This is a genomic window from Pararhizobium sp. LjRoot238 (genome assembly GCF_964252955.1).
In the GTDB taxonomy this organism is placed as follows: Bacteria; Pseudomonadota; Alphaproteobacteria; order Rhizobiales; family Rhizobiaceae; genus Pararhizobium.
The window spans coordinates 757,042-773,298 of record NZ_CAXUPP020000001.1 but is presented as its reverse complement, the minus strand read 5'-3'; the positions used below and the strand labels follow the sequence as shown (position 1 = coordinate 773,298).

The 16,257-nt window shown below is 62.9% G+C and carries 16 protein-coding genes and 1 tRNA gene; 6 read left to right on the top strand and 11 right to left on the bottom strand.

Annotation, left to right across the window (positions count from 1 at the left end):
• Positions 1–140: 140 nt before the first annotated feature.
• Positions 141–217 (top strand) — tRNA-Arg (locus ACSQ3F_RS03910).
• A 140-nt stretch (positions 218–357) separates the two neighbouring features.
• Here the strand turns inward: ACSQ3F_RS03910 and ACSQ3F_RS03905 are convergent.
• The 6 genes from ACSQ3F_RS03905 to ACSQ3F_RS03880 form a co-directional block, all read right to left on the bottom strand.
• Positions 358–1,266 carry an SDR family oxidoreductase gene (locus tag ACSQ3F_RS03905; RefSeq protein WP_436099019.1) on the bottom strand — a complete coding sequence of 303 codons (909 nt, stop codon included), beginning with the start codon at positions 1,264–1,266 and terminating at the stop codon, positions 358–360.
• Positions 1,267–1,300: 34 nt separating this feature from the next.
• Positions 1,301–1,729 carry a DUF1810 domain-containing protein gene (locus ACSQ3F_RS03900; protein ID WP_436099018.1) on the bottom strand — a complete coding sequence of 143 codons (429 nt, stop codon included), beginning with the start codon at positions 1,727–1,729 and terminating at the stop codon, positions 1,301–1,303.
• Between the two features lie 60 nt (positions 1,730–1,789).
• On the bottom strand, positions 1,790–2,776 hold the full coding sequence (locus ACSQ3F_RS03895; protein WP_436099017.1) for an aldo/keto reductase: 987 nt from the start codon (positions 2,774–2,776) through the stop codon (positions 1,790–1,792).
• Positions 2,777–2,968: 192 nt separating this feature from the next.
• The gene (locus ACSQ3F_RS03890) at positions 2,969–3,553 is read right to left on the bottom strand and encodes an IMPACT family protein (RefSeq protein WP_436099016.1); all 585 of its coding nucleotides are present in this window, start codon (positions 3,551–3,553) and stop codon (positions 2,969–2,971) included.
• Positions 3,554–3,820: 267 nt separating this feature from the next.
• Entirely contained in the window at positions 3,821–7,510 is a 3,690-nt protein-coding gene (gene putA, locus ACSQ3F_RS03885; protein WP_436099015.1) for a trifunctional transcriptional regulator/proline dehydrogenase/L-glutamate gamma-semialdehyde dehydrogenase, read from the bottom strand.
• A gap of 178 nt (positions 7,511–7,688) precedes the next feature.
• A complete protein-coding gene (locus tag ACSQ3F_RS03880; RefSeq protein ID WP_436102028.1) occupies positions 7,689–8,003 on the bottom strand; it encodes a YkgJ family cysteine cluster protein in 315 nt (104 codons plus the stop codon).
• Positions 8,004–8,179: 176 nt separating this feature from the next.
• Here ACSQ3F_RS03880 and ACSQ3F_RS03875 point away from each other — a divergent pair, with 176 nt between their 5' ends.
• Entirely contained in the window at positions 8,180–8,815 is a 636-nt protein-coding gene (locus ACSQ3F_RS03875; protein WP_436099014.1) for a toxin-antitoxin system TumE family protein, read from the top strand.
• Positions 8,816–8,882: 67 nt separating this feature from the next.
• Here the strand turns inward: ACSQ3F_RS03875 and spdA are convergent, their stop codons facing one another.
• The 4 genes from spdA to ACSQ3F_RS03855 all read right to left on the bottom strand — a co-directional run bounded on the left by spdA (position 8,883) and on the right by ACSQ3F_RS03855 (position 11,416).
• Entirely contained in the window at positions 8,883–9,689 is an 807-nt protein-coding gene (gene spdA / locus ACSQ3F_RS03870; protein ID WP_436099013.1) for a 2', 3'cyclic nucleotide phosphodiesterase SpdA, read from the bottom strand.
• Positions 9,690–9,776: 87 nt separating this feature from the next.
• A complete protein-coding gene (locus tag ACSQ3F_RS03865) occupies positions 9,777–10,172 on the bottom strand; it encodes a hypothetical protein (protein ID WP_436099012.1) in 396 nt (131 codons plus the stop codon).
• Between the two features lie 4 nt (positions 10,173–10,176).
• Positions 10,177–10,620 carry an acetyl-CoA carboxylase biotin carboxyl carrier protein gene (gene accB, locus ACSQ3F_RS03860; RefSeq protein WP_436099011.1) on the bottom strand — a complete coding sequence of 148 codons (444 nt, stop codon included), beginning with the start codon at positions 10,618–10,620 and terminating at the stop codon, positions 10,177–10,179.
• Between the two features lie 22 nt (positions 10,621–10,642).
• The gene (locus ACSQ3F_RS03855; RefSeq protein ID WP_436099010.1) at positions 10,643–11,416 is read right to left on the bottom strand and encodes a LamB/YcsF family protein; all 774 of its coding nucleotides are present in this window, start codon (positions 11,414–11,416) and stop codon (positions 10,643–10,645) included.
• Positions 11,417–11,674: 258 nt separating this feature from the next.
• On the opposite strand from ACSQ3F_RS03855, the gene pxpB reads away from it, so the two are divergent.
• The 3 genes from pxpB to ACSQ3F_RS03840 are packed head-to-tail and all read left to right on the top strand — an operon-like array spanning position 11,675 to position 14,373.
• Positions 11,675–12,340, top strand: coding sequence for a 5-oxoprolinase subunit PxpB (gene pxpB, locus ACSQ3F_RS03850; RefSeq protein ID WP_436099009.1), 666 nt, complete (start codon positions 11,675–11,677; stop codon positions 12,338–12,340).
• Positions 12,337–13,314: a biotin-dependent carboxyltransferase family protein gene (locus tag ACSQ3F_RS03845; protein WP_436099008.1), complete on the top strand. Its 978-nt coding sequence runs from the start codon at positions 12,337–12,339 to the stop codon at positions 13,312–13,314. Before pxpB ends, ACSQ3F_RS03845 begins: the two co-directional genes overlap by 4 nt.
• 24 nt (positions 13,315–13,338) lie before the next feature.
• Entirely contained in the window at positions 13,339–14,373 is a 1,035-nt protein-coding gene (locus tag ACSQ3F_RS03840; RefSeq protein WP_436099007.1) for a proline racemase family protein, read from the top strand.
• A 130-nt stretch (positions 14,374–14,503) separates the two neighbouring features.
• Here the strand turns inward: ACSQ3F_RS03840 and ACSQ3F_RS03835 are convergent, their stop codons facing one another.
• Entirely contained in the window at positions 14,504–15,394 is an 891-nt protein-coding gene (locus ACSQ3F_RS03835; protein ID WP_436099006.1) for a tetratricopeptide repeat protein, read from the bottom strand.
• A 216-nt stretch (positions 15,395–15,610) separates the two neighbouring features.
• On the opposite strand from ACSQ3F_RS03835, the gene ACSQ3F_RS03830 reads away from it, so the two are divergent.
• Positions 15,611–16,231: a FecR family protein gene (locus ACSQ3F_RS03830; protein ID WP_436102027.1), complete on the top strand. Its 621-nt coding sequence runs from the start codon at positions 15,611–15,613 to the stop codon at positions 16,229–16,231.
• Positions 16,232–16,257: the final 26 nt, after the last annotated feature.

Sequence of the window (16,257 nt, the reverse complement as noted above, 5' to 3'; positions counted from 1 at the left end):
TCAAAGAGAATTTGTCCGCCTTTTCAAGGCGATAGTCATATTGCGGCGCAAAAAAAAATCTTTTTGCGGAAATTCGCTTGCATTCCCCGGTTGGACGTTTTAGAGGATCGCCACGCAAGCGGTGATCACCGCAGCGACACGCACCCGTAGCTCAGCTGGATAGAGCACCAGACTACGAATCTGGGGGTCAGGAGTTCGAATCTCTTCGGGTGCGCCATTTCTTTTTCACCATCGGACGTTTGGTACAGCATCTTCAATACGACGCAAAACCAGCCTCAATCTCGCGTCCGTTTGATCTTGTCTTTCGCTATGCCACTTGACCCGCCGAGCCGCGCATCTGCCGGTCGCGGCCCCGCCTCACCGATACCCCGTGGCATCCGCCGGCTTGCCCGGGTCCATCACCTCATTCATATAGCGCCAGCAGTCCGGGCGTGAGCCGTCGAGATCGGTGAAGCCATAGATCTGAGCGAGCCCGCCGCTTGAGACTGACTGGCCGTTCCAGCGCTGCTTGTCAGGGTCGGCGGCGAGTGCGGCGACGGCGCGGCCGAGGAACCGGGGCGTTTCGGAAATGACGAAATGCGGCTGCATTTGCGTTGCGTCGCGCCAGTTGTCTTCGCTAACCTTGTAGTGTCCCAGCATCATCTCCGAGCGCATCCAGCCGGGCGTGATGGAGACGGCGGTGGCGCCGTGCGGTTCAAGGTCCCTGGCATGGGCGAAGGCCATGCGATTGGCCGCCACCTTGGCGAGATCGTAGAAGGGCGAAAGCCTGTAGTGGCTGGCATTGTATTCGGCGGTGCCGTCCGTCACCTCGACCAGCAGCCCGCCCGGGCGCTCGATCATCAGCGGCAGCGCGTGATGGGCGGTGATTAAATGGGTGTCGATGCCGAGGCGCAGCATCTTGAGGCCGTTTTCGAGATTGTGGTCCCAGACAGGCTTGTTCCATTCGAACAGATTTTCGCCGCCCCAGATGTCGTTGACGAGAATGTCCAGGCGCGCCTGTTCGCTTCTGATGCGCTCGACGAGCCGTTTGACCGCGCCGGCGTCGAGGTGATCCACCTGGACCGCTATGCCCTCGCCGCCTGCCGCAGTCACCAGTTCGGCGGTTTCCTCGATCGTCTCGGGTCGGCAATACTCCGATTGCTGTGTCCGTGTCGTGCGCCCCGTAACGTAGACGGTTGCGCCCGCCGCCCCGAGTTCCACCGCAATGCCGCGTCCGCCGCCGCGTGTCGCGCCGGCGACCAGCGCTACCTTTCCCTTGAGTGGCATCGCTTCTCCTCCTCTACCTTGTGTCTTCCGCGGCTCAGGGGCTTGCGAGAATGTCGAGCGTCCGCTGGTCGGCTTTACCGTCGAAGTAGCGGTCGATCGCGGCCTTGAAGGGCGAGGGATCGTTTGCCGCTTCCCGAAACAGCGTCATCGACGAGTGCAGCTTCATGTCGTCGGGCGAGCCGAAGATCTGATGCGCCGTGCGATTGCGCACGGCGTTGATCGTGCGCGTGCATTGAATGAGACGGCTGCCGAGCAGCGGATGCGCCAGATAGGCGCGGGCTTCGTCCAGCGAGGAAATGGCAAACCGCAGCGCCGTCGGCGAATGGCCGAGGCCGGCGATCTGCGGGAAGATGAACCACATCCAGTGGCTCTCCTTGCGGCCATGTTCCAACTCGCGAAGGGCCGTCTCATAGACCGGCTCCTGCGCCTCGACGAAGCGGGAGAGATGATACGGATCGTTCATACGCGGCACCTCCGAACATCCTGGCAAGGCCGCGCCGAAAGTCCGGCGCGGCCCTGTTCGTCACCATTTCTGGTGAACGTGAACCTTGATCAAACGCTCATAGATATCGGCGAGTTCCGCCAGCGTTTCCTCGGGGATCGTCGGAACGTCGCTGGCGGCCGCATTGGCCTGCGCCTGCACTTCGTTGCGCGCGCCGGGGATGACGACGGAGACGGCGGGGCTCTGGAGGATCCAGGCCAGCGCGAACTGCGCCATGGAAACACCCCGCGGCACCAGCGGCCGCACCTGCTCGACAGCCTCCAGCGCCACCTCGAGCGGCACGCCGGCGAAGGTCTCGCCGACATCGAAGAACTCGCCGTGGCGGTTGAACTTGCGATGGTCGTCATCGGCGAACGTGGTATCGGCGGTGATCTTGCCGGACAGGAGGCCGGAGGCCAGCGGTACGCGGACGATGATGCCGACGTTCCTCTTCTGCGCCTGTTCGAAGAACAGGTCATGCGGGCGCTGGCGGAAGATGTTGTAGATGATCTGGATCGTCGCAACACCCGGATATTCGATCGCCTTCAGCGCTTCCTCGACGGTGGAGACCGAGACGCCGTAGTTGCGGATCTTGCCCTTGACGACGAGCTGGTCCAGCGCCCCGAACATCTCCGGCCGGTAGAAAACTTCCGTCGGCGGGCAATGGAGCTGGACGAGATCAAGCGTCTCGACGCCGAGATTGGTGAGGCTCCGGTCGATGAAGGCCTCGATATTGGCGCCGGTATAACCATCGGCGACATGTGGGTTCAGCCGGCGGCCGGCTTTGGTCGCGACAAAGGGCCTGTTCCCGCCGCGTTCCTTGAGAACCGAGGCAATGATCTTTTCCGAGCGGCCGTCACCATAGACGTCCGCCGTGTCGATGAAGGTGACGCCGGCGTCGAGCGCGGCATTCAGCGCCCGCTTGCCGTCTTCCTCGGAAACATCCCCCCAGGCGCCGCCGATCTGCCACGCGCCGAAGCCGATTTCGGAAATAGTGGCGCCGGTGCGCCCCAGGATTCTGTTTTTCATGTGTGGTTCCTCGCCGGGCGGCAGCGCGCCCTCCAATCCCGGCCAAATCCGGTCGGGAAACCTTGTTTACCTGCCGTTTCTATTCCGAATATGACAGGGTGACCAGCACACAATCTTTCGGGAAGGGCGCGATTTGGCGAAAAATCGTACTTGTTTTCAACGCGTTATAAGACTTTCCCGCGAAACTATAAGTCAGTCTTCCAATTTGAGAGCTGTCCTGCCGCGGCTGAGGTCGAGGATAATGGCCGAAGCGGCCCGGCAGCTGTTTTTGGGGATCTGCAACGCAAGCTCTGCGCCCGTGCCGGTAAAAGTCTCCGAAGTGATTGCCACGCCCAAACCGATAAGCCTGGCCTTGATAAGAGCCAGATCGGAAAACTCGCAAGCGACGGTGCCGCCGGTGGTCGCGATCACCTCGGTTTTTTCCGCAGCGCGCAGGCACATGGCCGCTGTGCCGCCATAGGCGCGGATCAGACCGCCGCTGCCGAGCAGGGTGCCGCCGAACCAGCGGACAACGAGGGCTGCGACGTGATCGAGCGACTGGCCGTCGATCGCCTGCAGGATCGGCTTTCCGGCCGTACCGCTCGGCTCGCCGGCATCGTTGAAGCGATAGGTCTGGCCGATGCGGAAGGCCCAGCAATTGTGGGTTGCTGTGGGGTCGGAATGCCGCGTGATGAAATCCCTGGCCTCGTCCTCGTTCGCGACGGGGCCGCAGATGGCCAGGAAACGGCTTTTCTTGATTTCCTGCGTGTGGGTTTCGATGCGCTGAAGCGTGAACATTGTTGCGTTATGGCAGGGAAGCACAGAGCAAGGGAACCCCCCTCTGTCGGCTATGCCGACATCTCCCCCTCAAGGGGGGAGATTGGAGAGCGCGGACCTATTCCCGTTCTTTTAAAAACCACCGAGGTTTCTGCAATCTTCATCGTTACTGGTTTGGCGGAGCTTTCGCCGCAGTTGATCTCCCCCCTTGAGGGGGAGATGTCACGAAGTGACAGAGGGGGGTAGCTCTCCGTAAGCAGCGGGTGCTCTCAAACACTCCGTTTCGTTTTACCCGATCGACATCAAACTCGCATTGCCGCCGGCGGCCGCCGTATTGACGCTGGTGGAGACCTCTTCCAGGAGCCAGTTCAGGCAATAGGCATCGGGATTGCGGGCAAGCTCTTCCGTTGACGCGGCCTGGACGAGGACCAGCGGACCGGGCAGGGCGGCGATCTGCTTGTTGACGGTCCGGATACGCTCGGCATCGCCTTCGATCAGCGCGCCGGCAAAAGGAGCGTCCGCCTTCCAGTCCGAGGTAAAGGAAATCCGGGCCGCGACCGTGGCGGGCAAGGCGGTCAACGCATCCTTGAGGCCGGATGCCGTGTCAATGACCGCATTGTTGCCGGTGGCAAGCACGGCGGCCAACTGGCGGTAGAGGCCATCCGCGGTTTCCGGCACGAGCAGAATGCGCCCGCGCGGATGCAACGCATAGAGGTTGCGCTCGCCCACCGGACCGGCAAGCTCGGTCGTCAGCCCCAGCGCCGACTGGCTGCCGGTTTCGCGGGCGTCCTGCGCCTGGGTCTTGAGGCCCTTGCCATCCAGCCACTTGGCGAAATCGAGCAGCACCGGATCTGTGTGCACCGAACTGTGCTGCGGCGGAACCGGCGGCACAGTGACCAGGCGGCCGAGATAGAGCGGGCCGCCGGCTTTCGGACCTGTGCCTGACAGTCCGCGGCCGCCGAAGGGTTGCACGCCGACGACGGCGCCGATGATGTTGCGGTTGACGTAGAGATTGCCGGCTTTCACGCGCGAGGTGACATGGGCGATGGTTTCGTCGAGGCGCGTGTGCAGGCCGAAGGTGAGGCCATAGCCGGTGGCGTTGATATCGTCGATCAGCCGGTCGAGATCGTCACGCTCGTAGCGCAGCACGTGCAGCACCGGGCCGAAGACCTCGCGCTTCAGGTCCGAGAGCTTCTCCAGCTCGATGATCGTCGGCGGCACGAAGGTGCCTTCTGCAGTGGCAGGCGAAAGCGCGATCTGCTCGACCTTGGCGCCGAGGCTGGACATGGCCTCAACGTGCCTGTCGATGATGCCCTTGGCCTCGGCGGTGATCACCGGGCCGACATCGACGGCAAGCCGGTCGGTGCGGCCGATATCGAGTTGGTGCAGCGCGCCCTTCAGCATGGTGAGAACGCGGTCGGCGACATCGTCCTGCAGGCAGAGAACCCTGAGCGCCGAGCAGCGCTGGCCGGCGCTGTCGAATGCCGACGCGATGACGTCGCCGACGACCTGTTCGGCAAGCGCCGACGAGTCAACGATCATCGCGTTCTGGCCGCCGGTTTCGGCAATCAGCGGGATCGGCCGGCCGGACGGCGACAGACGATCGGCAAGCTGGGCCTGAATAAGCCGCGCAACTTCCGTCGAGCCGGTGAACATGACCCCCGCGATATTCTCTGCACCAACGAGGGCAGCACCCACGCGGCCGTCGCCGGGAAGCAGTTGCAGGGCTTCCGGCGGAATGCCGGCCTCATGCAGGAGACGCACGCCTTCGGCTGCGATCAGCGGCGTTTCTTCCGCTGGCTTGGCCAGCACCGGATTGCCAGCAACGAGTGCTGCGGCGATCTGGCCGGTGAAAATCGCCAGCGGGAAGTTCCAAGGGCTGATGCAGACGATGGGCCCAAGCGCCTGATGCGCCGGGCCGAGCGTGCGGGTCGCCTGTTCGGCGTAATAGCGCAGGAAATCGATCGCTTCACGCACTTCGGCGATCGCGTTCGGCAGCGATTTTCCGGCCTCGCGGACGATCAGGCCGAGCAGCGTCGGCATGCGCGCCTGCATCAGATCGGCGGCGCGCACCAGGCACTGCGCGCGCTCGGCCGGCGGCACGCTGCTCCACGTCGCGCCTTCGGCAAGGGCGATCTTGACGGCACGGCAGGCATCATCCTCTGACGTCTCCATGACCGCGCCGACGGCGTCACGATGGTCGCCGGGATTGAGCACGGTCCGGCTTTCGCCGCGCAGGGTCTGCGATCCAAGCTGCGGCGCGGCCGTCCAGCCGATCGCGGCGCTTGCCTTCAGGGCATCCGACAGAATCGACAGCTCGGCTTCGTTGGAAAGGTCGAGGCCGGCGGAGTTTTGGCGCCCGCCATAGAGATCGGCCGGCAGCTTGATCTGGTCGTGCTGCGCGCCCATCACCGGCATGGCGCGGACGGCATCGACCGGATCGGCGATCAGCTCGTCGATCGAGACGGCCGGATCGGCGATGCGATTGACGAAGGAGGAATTGGCGCCGTTTTCGAGCAGGCGTCGCACGAGATAGGCAAGCAGCGTCTCATGCGTGCCGACCGGCGCATAGATGCGGGCCGGACGGTCGAGATTGGCCTTGCCAACCACCTCGTCATAAAGCGGTTCGCCCATGCCATGCAGGCACTGGAACTCGTAATCGCCGACCTTGAAGTCAGGACCGGCCATTTCATAAATCGTCGCCAGTGATTGCGCATTGTGGGTGGCGAATTGCGGGAAGATGACGTCGGTCGCAGCCAGCAGCTTCTTCGCGCAGGCGATATAGGAAACGTCGGTATAGATCTTGCGGGTATAGACCGGAAAACCGTCGAGACCGTCGATCTGCGCACGTTTGATCTCGGCATCCCAATAGGCGCCCTTGACGAGGCGCACCATCACGCGGTGTCCGGAGCGGCGGGCGAGATCGATGATGAAATCGAGCACGAAGGGGCAGCGCTTGCCATAGGCCTGGACGACGAAGCCGACGCCGTTCCAGCCGGAAAGATCCGGATCGAGCCGCAGCGCTTCGAGCAGGTCGAGCGACAGTTCCAGCCTGTCGGCTTCCTCGGCGTCGATATTGAGGCCGATATCGTAGCTCTTGGCGATCAGCGCCAGCGCCTTCACCTTCGGCAGCAGCTCGCCCATGACGCGGGCGCTCTGGGCGCGGACATAGCGCGGATGCAGCGCCGAAAGTTTGATCGATATACCGGGGCCTTCATAGATGCCGCGCCCGTTCGAGGCCTTGCCGATCGCATGGATGGCGTTTTCGTAGTCGGCATAATAGCGCGTGGCGTCGGCAGCCGTCGTCGCGGCCTCGCCGAGCATGTCGTAGGAATAGCGGAAACCGCGCACTTCCAGCGGCCGCGAGCGCTTCAGCGCCTCGTCGATGGTCTCGCCGGTGACGAACTGCTCGCCCATCATCCGCATCGCCATATCGACACCACGGCGGATCACCGGCTCGCCGGCCCGTGCGATCAGACGGGTGAGTGCGGCGGACAGGCTGCGGTCGTTGACGGTGGCGGTCAGCTTGCCGGTGACGACGAGGCCCCAGGTGGCGGCATTGACGAACAGGGAGCGGCCGCCGCCGATATGCGAGCGCCAGTCGCCGTCGGCGATCTTGTCGCGGATCAGCGCGTCGCGGGTCGCGGTATCGGGAATGCGCAAGAGCGCTTCGGCCAGGCACATCAGCGCCACGCCTTCCTGGCTCGACAGCGAGTATTCATGCACCAGCCCCTCGACGCCGGAGCCCTTGTGCTTGGCACGCAGCGCCGTGATCAGCTTGCGGGCGGTCGCCCGGGCCTGAGCACGGATATCGTCCGGCAGGGTGGCGGCCTCGACCAGCGGCGGCAGGCACTCGGTTTCCGGCCGGCGATAGGCGGCGGTGATCGCTCGCCGCAGCGCGGTCTGCGCGCCGATCGGCGGCGCAAAATTTTCGAAGGGCAGGGGGGCGGTCTGCGGGGTCTTCTGCGGCTGGCTCATCGATCTCGTCTCTCTGAAACTGGCGCGGAGCGCCGTCAAATCCTGCGCGCAAAAATAGGGCAGAGGTTCCCGGATATCCATCCGGTAAAATGTCGGCTTCGGCGAATGTTTCACATAATATGGTCACTGAAACCGTGTACTATACGGCAGAACTAAAAACCTGCCGGACGATCCGAAGTCAGAGCAGGACTTTCTGCGACAGCTTGTGGCGTGCCATCAGGCACTCATCGTCCCCCGGCATGCAGGTGCGGCAGACGATCGGCCGCACGGCATAAATCCTGCAGCCGACATGAACGCCGAGCTTGCCGTCCAGCGCCGAACAGCGATTGTCCTCGCAGCGCATGCCGCCGAGATCGGCAGCGACATATTCGGCCGGAATACGCTCCAGTTCCTCGTCCGTCTCCAGCGAAAACCGTGGCCAATCCTCGGAATAGCTGCAGCAGGCGCCGCAACTCTGGCAGTCAAAATCTTCAGTGGGAACGGTGAGGGTCATGTGCGTAAGGTAGCTGAAATTCCGTGCGAGCGGAATAGGATAGGGAGACATAGCCGGCTGCCGAACCAGTCGCGGCTTGTTCGATCCGCCAGGGTTTTGTTGTCTGAAGCGTTGGCATGATTGACAACGCCGGGTGTCTGATGTCATAAATGACAACATGATTTCGGCAGCGCTAATTGAACGCTCGAAGCTTGTTTTCCCCGATGGTTCGATCATGGAAATCGTCATCTGGAAGGTCCCGGAGCCGGTTCCCGGCAGCGCGCCTGTTCAAGTGCAGGCTCTTTTATGGCCGGAACGGAAATCGAATTGTCGGCTTCGACAATGAACGTGGCAAGGGAGATCATTGCCATCTCGACGGCATGGAATACCCTTACACGTTTACCAGCACTGACGCACTTCTTTCCGATTTTCGGAAGGAAATTGTCAAAAAGGAGGCAGCAGCAATGAGAGAGGCGTTAATCCAGATCCGTTCGGATACAGAGGCGGCATTCGATGAGGCGTTCGAGCGAGCATCTACCGCAATGCGGACGGGGCAGCCGTCCGAGCCGGTTGCGGTTTTTACCTTTTCCTCGCCCGCCCAATTATTCACGATCATCACTCCGAAAAGATGGGAGCTCATCGAGCACCTTCAGAAAATCGGGCCGTCCAGCATACGTGGACTGGCGAGATCCATCGAGCGGGACGTCAAGCGCGTTCACGACGACATTACAGCGCTTGCAGATTGGGGCATCGTCGAACATACCGAGGACGGCAAAGTGTGCGTTCCTTACGACGTGATCCACGCGAACTTTGATCTCAGAGCAGCAGCCTGATCCGACGGATTTCCAACGCCGCGATCGGTCTCGGATCGACTGCCGAGGGGGCATTTGACGCGCGGCGCTAAGCCACCGCTGCTTCCCTGACCGCGATCTCGTAATCCTCAGTATGCACCAGAATGCCCGTATCGGTCATGACCGCGATGCCGTAGGCGGCGGGTTCGTCGACGGAGAGGGAGGCGTCCGGCGCGTCGAAGGGCATGGGCTGCTGATGCACCGGGCTCTTGAAAACGGAGAAGGGAATGCCGCGGCTGGAGCCGGAAATTGTCCGGTGCACATGGCCGGCAAAGATATGCAGGACATTGCCGTGGCGCTTGACCACGTCGTAGAAGTCCACCTCGTTGATCAGGCGCATCATGTCCATGCCGGTAAAGCCGGTCGCGTGCGGCGGGTGGTGCATGAAGAGCAGCACCGGCAAGTCGCCAGCCGTTTCCAGCTGCCGGTCGAGCCAAGCGAGGCGCCTGGTACAGAGGAAGCCGGCATGGCTGCGCGGATAGTCGTAAGGCGGGGCAAACAGCGTATCGAGGATGACGACGCGGCAGTCGGGAAAATCGATGGCCTGCTGCACGAAACCATCCTCGTCCTGCGCGACATCCGGAAAAACGTCGAGAACGATGTCGCGCCGGTCATGATTGCCGATGGTGATGGCGAGCGGAGCGACCAACTGGTCCAGCAGACCCTTCAGCCGTTCATAGGACGGCCGGTCGGCCTGGTGCGCCAGGTCGCCCATGACGATCACCCGGTCCGCATCGGGGTGATAGCGGTTGACGTGCGCGATGCCGGCGGACAGCCGTTGGAACGGATCAAGCCCGATGATCGACGTGCCCTCGGGCACCATATGCAGGTCGGTGAAGACGATCAGCTTCGTCATCTTTGGTAAGTCCATTGTTACTAATAATCACCATCAGGCTGGCTGCGGGAGGCCTGGGCGTCAAGCAACATAATTGGGACTATTCCATCACGGCGCGACGTCAAGCAGCGCGTCGCCATAGCCGACGCCGGTCCCTTCAGCGGCCACGGCGCGATGAAGGTGGCAATCCCTCGTGGCAAGAACGGAGCGCAGTGTCAGGCCCGTCTTGATGTAGGCAACGACCTCGCCTTTCGCGGCCTTCCGCGGCAGCGCCGGTGCCGAACTCGCATTTGCAGGATGAGCGTAGAGAAGAATGCCGACGCCGGGGGAGCGGATCGTCTCCGGGTCTGACGCGCCGGCCGGATATGGCGATGCTGTCGCGGCGGCTTCCGCATCGGCACCAAGCGTCAAATGAAGCTGGACCGATCCATGCTCATAGTCGAACGCGGCAATTCCATGCCGTTTCATCAACGCGAGCACGCTTTGGATGTCTTCGCTTTGCATCGGCTCACACGGCCTTTTCGATCGTCATCAGCGGCATGCCCGCGGTGACCGGCGCACCGTCTTCGACGTGGATTGCGGTGACCCGGCCGGCGCAGTCGGCCTCCACCGGGTTCATCATCTTCATGGCCTCGATGATGGCGAGCTTGCGGCCGTCCTCGACAACGGCGCCGATCTCGACGAAGGGCGCTTCGCCCGGCAGCGGCGAGCGGTAGAAGGTGCCGGGCAATCCGGCAACGATGACATGTTCTTTTGGCCCAGCCGCAGAGGCGGACGCAGTTGCGTTCGCACGAACTCCGGTCGATGAAGATGCAGCGCTGGCTGCGCTCGGCCGAGGCACCGCAACCGTCTTCGACAGACGGATGCGCGTGCCGTTTTCCGTCAGTTCCAGTTCGTTGACGCTGGAATTTTCCAGAAGGCGCATCAGCCGTTCGATCAGGTCGAGGTCCATGAATGTCTCGTTTTCGCCAAAATCAGGAAAGGAAGTTTTTAACCGCAATGCCGTCGGCCTCGAGGCCGAGGCGGACAGTCGCAGCAATCATGACGGCAGCCGGCGTGTCGCTGTGGACGCAGATCGAATCAATCGGGGTTCTGATGCTCTTGCCGGTGATGGTCTCGATGGCACCAGTGCGGACCATGCGGATGACGCGGGCGGCGGCCTCGGCCGGATCGTGGATGACGGAGCCGGGAATCTTGCGGTCGACGAGATAACCTTCTTCCGTATAGGCCCTGTCGGCGAAGATTTCGGACGCGGTCTTCAGCCCCATCTCGTTCGCCTGCCGTTGCTGGTGGCCGAGCGCGATGACGAGGCAGACGAGGGACGGATCGACCGCCTTGATGGCGCGGTTGACGGCCATCGCCACCTCGGCGTTCTGCTGGGTCAGGTTGCCGAGCGCACCATGCGTCTTCACATGGGTGATCGGGTGGCCGGCATAGGCCGACATCGCCTGTGCCGCACCGATCTGGTAGGCGACCAGCCGCTCGATCTCGCCGGCGGAGAAGGGGATGTTGCGGCGGCCGAAGCCCCAGAGATCGGGAAAGCCGGGATGGGCGCCGACGGCCACGCCTCGCTCCTTCGCCAGCGCAAAGGTCGTCGCCATGATCTCCGGATCGCCGCCGTGAAAACCGCAGGCGATATTGGCCGAGGTGACGACCTTCAGGATCGAATCATCGTCGCCCATCCGGTAGGCGCCGAATCCTTCGGCCATGTCGGAATTGAGGTCGACGCTCAAGGGTTTGGTGCTCAATGCATTTTCCAGCTGTTCGATGGTCGGGTTAGGTCGATCCTAGCCTATGTCGAGGATGAGGGAAATGACAGGATGCGCCTCTCGGTGGTCGCGAAGGACGGTTGACGGGCTATGCAGCCTCCGGTCAAATTACCTCGATTTACATGGGAGGCATGGCAGATGGCGCAGAATCGTCCGTGTGAACCCGATAGTAGCTAGGCAAGACCATAAAGCTGATATATCAGATAGGCGTCGAGTTCGTTCGGTGGATATTCTCAGGTGACCGAAGTTGTTTCTCCCAGATTGAGCACGGAAGGCGCGGGGGCGATCCTGCTCGACACCGCCGATGCCGTTTTTTCGGACGATGTTCAATCGCGAATCTGGGCAGTTGCGGCGGAGATGCTGGCCATCAAAGGCGTGGCCGAGACCGTGCCGGGAATGAACAACCTGATGATCGTGTTCGATCCGCTCCTGATCCCGCCAGCCACCATCGAGCATCAACTTCTCGATGCCTGGCGAACGGTGGTGCCGGATGCGGTTGTTGGCCGGGATGTTGACATCCCGGTGATTTATGGCGGGCCGGATGGCGAGGATCTGGCGTCGCTCGCGGAGCATGCCGGGCTGACTGTCGATGAGGTGGTGCGCAGGCATTCGGAAGCGGTCTACTCGGTTGCGGCTGTCGGGGCGATGCCGGGTTTCGTCTATCTTTCCGGGCTTGATCCTGCCCTTGCCATGCCGCGCCGTGCGGTGCCGCGGATGAAGGTCGAGATCGGCTCGGTGATCATCGGCGGCGCGCAAGCCGGCATCATGCCCTGCACGGCGCCCTCCGGCTGGCACATCATCGGCAGAACCGAGGTCCCTCTCTTCGACCCGCTGCGCGATCCGCCATCCGCCTGCAAACCGGGCGATCGCATCCGCTTCCGTGTGATCGAGGTCAAGGCATGATCGAAATCCTGTCGACGGGCGCGGTCAATTCCGTGCAGGACCTCGGGCGCACCGGCTATCTCAATGCCGGTGTCGGCCGCTCCGGCATGATGGATCCTCCCGCGCTCGAAATCGCCAACCTGCTGGTTGGGAACGAGGCGCATGCGGCCGGCATCGAGGTGGCGCTGTTTCCCTTCCGGTTGCGGTTCGAGGCCAACACGGTTTTCGCCGTGGCTGGTGCCGATTGCCCGGCAAAGCTAGATGATCGGCAGGTTCCCGGTTGGTGGGCCATGAATGCCAAGGCGGGAGAGGTCCTGACGCTCGGCCCGCCGCGCTCGGGTGCCCGCACCGTCATCGCCTTCCAGGGCGGTATCGACGTGCCGCTCGTGCTCGGTTCGCGTTCCACCGATCTCAAGAGCGTTTTTGGCGGGTTCGAGGGGCGCGGATTGAACCGCGGCGACAGGCTGGCGCTTGCCGAAACGTCTCGCAGAGTGTTGAGGATGGAAGGCGGCTACGGCGCGGATGTATCGGCGTTGCGCGGGCGCCCAGTGGAAAACGACGAGGCAATCATCCTGCGTGTCTTGCCGAGCGCCGAATATGCCGCCTTCACGGGCAAGGCGATCTCGAAATTTCATCAAACCGGCTGGCTGATCACCAATGACGCCAACCGCATGGGCTACCGCCTGAGCGGGCCGGAACTTTCGCTCACGCGCAAGCTGGAGCTTTTCTCGCATGGTATCATGCCGGGCACGGTGCAGGTGCCGCCGAACGGCCAGCCGATCATCCAGCTTGCCGAAGCCAATACCTGCGGTGGCTATCCGAAGATCGCCAATGTCATCGAGGCGGATCTGTGGAAGCTGGCGCAGGCGCCGGTGGGAACGCGGCTGCGCTTCGAGATCGCCGATCGCGACACGGCCGTGGCAGCCCTCAGGCACCAACGCACCTTCATGGCCGAACTCGCTGCCGACGCGGCGCTGATGCGCGGCTGGAACTGATTTTTCGAATCCGGAGTTAAAGTGATGAGATGGAAACGCACTATCCAGTTGCTGGATGTTCATTGCGAAGGCGAAATCGGCAAGGTGGCGATCGGCGGGGTGCCGAAAATTCCGGGCAATTCGATCGCCGAACAGATGAACCACATCAATACGGTGGACGATAGCCTCCGGCGCTTTCTCTGCCTCGAGCCGCGCTCGGGCTCGATCGGCTCGGTCAATCTTCTGGTGCCGCCGAAGCGGCCGGAGGCGGATGCGGGCTTCATCATTCTGCAGGCCGACCAGGCGCATGCGATGTCCGGCTCAAACTCGATCTGCGTGACGACGGCTCTGCTCGAATCCGGCATTGTCGAAATGAAGGAACCGGAAACGGTGGTGATGCTCGACACCGCCGCGGGCCTTGTCAAGGCGACGGCCACCTGCCGCGACGGCCGTTGTGAGCGCGTCAAGCTCACCATGGTGCCGTCCTTCGTGCATGAGCTGGATGTCGAGGTCGATACGCCCGACTGGGGTCGGATCAAGATGGACCTCTGCTTCGGCGGAGTCTTCTATGCGCTCGTCGATGTCGCACAGATCGGCACGACGATCGAAAAGGCCAATGCCCGCCGGATCGTCGAGGCCGGCATGATGTTGAAGGACCTTGTCAACCGCACGATCCCCGTCGTCCATCCGGAAATTCCGGAGATCAAGGGCGTCGCCTATGTGATGTTCCGCGATACCGAAGCGGACGGCACGGTGCGTACCTGCACGACGATGTGGCCGGGCCGGGTCGACCGTTCACCCTGCGGCACCGGCAGCTCCGCCAATCTCGCGACGCTTCACGCGCGGGGGCTGGCGAAGGTCGGCGATGTCTTCAAGTCGCGTTCCATCATCGGTTCGGAATTCGAAGTGGGGCTGGAAAGCGTGACCGAGGTCGCGGGCCGCCCCGCGATCATCCCGACGATTTCAGGCCGCGGCTGGACCTTCGGCCTGCATCAGGTCGCGCTCGATCCGTTCGATCCGCTGGCCGATGGTTTCGCCCTGACCGATACCTGGGGCCCGCAAGCGGGCGAAATTCGCTGACGGATAACGTCAGCTTACGGTTTGATTATCGGGAATGGGCGCTGCGGCGACCGGTCCTCGCCCGCCCAGCGCACCGCGCGCGGCTCTTGCGAATGAGACGGCAGCAGGCCATTTCTCGGATGTGGCTGCCTCATTTCGCACGGCCCGATTTTGCCAGAACGAGGTTTGCCTGTTCGCTCGGCTCGATGCTGGCCGTCATTGCCGTATCGATCTCAGGCTTCGCGATCTTTGCCATGGCGAATTCGTCGCCCTTTTCCGCAGCCTTCGTGAACATCGCCGTGGCGGCAACCGGGTCGGCCTTCATGCCTTCGCCATTTTCCAGCATCAGACCGAGATTGACCATCGCGTCGACATTGCCGCGATCGGCGGCGAGCTTGTAGAACTGCGCGGCCTTGCGGTCGTCCTCCGGAACCTGCGTGCCTTCGTCCAGCATGACGGCGAGGTTGAAGGCGCCGAGATTGTCCTTGGCCACCGATGCCCGTTCGAACCACTGCGCGGCGAGTACGCCATCGGCGGAAGTGCCGACGCCGTCGCGATAGGCGACGCCGAGATTATAGGCGGCGAGGATGTTTCCCGTCGCCGCGGCGTTCTGGTAGAGCGCAAAGGCGGTCGCCGGATCGCCCCTCTCGCCGAGCATGACGGCGTAGTTCACCATCGCGACCGCATGCCCGCCTTCCGACGCTTTTTCGAGCATCCGGAAGGCTTGCGCCTGCTGGCCTGCGGCATGGAGCACGCGGGCGAGCTGAAAGGTCTGGCGCGGGTCGCTGCCCTGGTTGAAGGCCTCGCGGCAAGCCGAAAGGGCAATGCCGATGCGGATGTCTTCGGTCGCGACGGGACGAAAGGACAGGTTGCGCTGCAGGTCGTGTTCGCTGCCGGCTTCGGCGTCGCACTGGTCTGCCGGAAGCATCGGTGAGGCGGCGCGGGCGGAGGGGACGGCGATCGCCGCGATCGAAAGCAGGCTCACGGCGGCGAGCAGGATCGCATTGATCACTGAAATGCGCGTGTCGGTTTCGTTTTTCATGGCGTTCTCCTTCGTGTTTGTGTCACCCTATGGGGCGCGCCGGCCTGCTGCTGTTCCTTGGGAAACAGCGTTTCGCGCCGCCGGGGAGGAAGAATGACAACGACCCGGCCAAAGGCGTGTCCGGCAGGCAGGCTTTCCCAGCCTGTCGCGCGGATGCTGCTTCGGAACCGGATTGTTTGAACAAGGAGCAAGGGCATGACGCGAGAGAGTACCCCGATGCGGCACGTCCTGATCGGACGGCGGACATTCGTCGCCGGCTGCGCTTTGGTCGTGGGCGGATTTCCCCCCATTCCAACGCAGGCAAGCACCGTGATCGGCAAGGCGGCCGACGTGCGCGGCAAGGTCAGCCTCAAGCGGGCGGAGAAGGAAGAGGGATTGGCGACCGGCGCGCAGATCATGGACAACGACTTTGTCCGGACTGCCGCGGAAAGCTTCGCCGACCTGCAGCTCGACGATACCCGTATCCTGCTCGGCAGCGAGACGGAGTTGCTTCTCGACAGCTTCATCGCCGGCCAGGGCGGCACGATGGAGCTCGGCATGGGGCAGATGGTCTTCGATCGGCCGGAAGGCTTGCCGAAGATCGATCTCGCCCTGCGCACCACTTTCGGCATGATTGGCGTGCGCGGAACGAAATTCTTCGCCGGCCCGAACCGTGGTGTTTTCGCAGTCTTCGTCGAACACGGCCAGGTGTCGGTCGAGGGCGGCGGCGTTGAGCGCCTGGTTGGCGCCGGCGAGGGCATCGAGATCGCACGACCCGGCGACGCACCGACGGAAACGGTCGTCTGGAAGGAAGCGAGAATCGTCGAGGCCTATGCGAGCGTCGGCCTGACGCGCTGACGGCCCGAGGCGCTACTGCATAATTC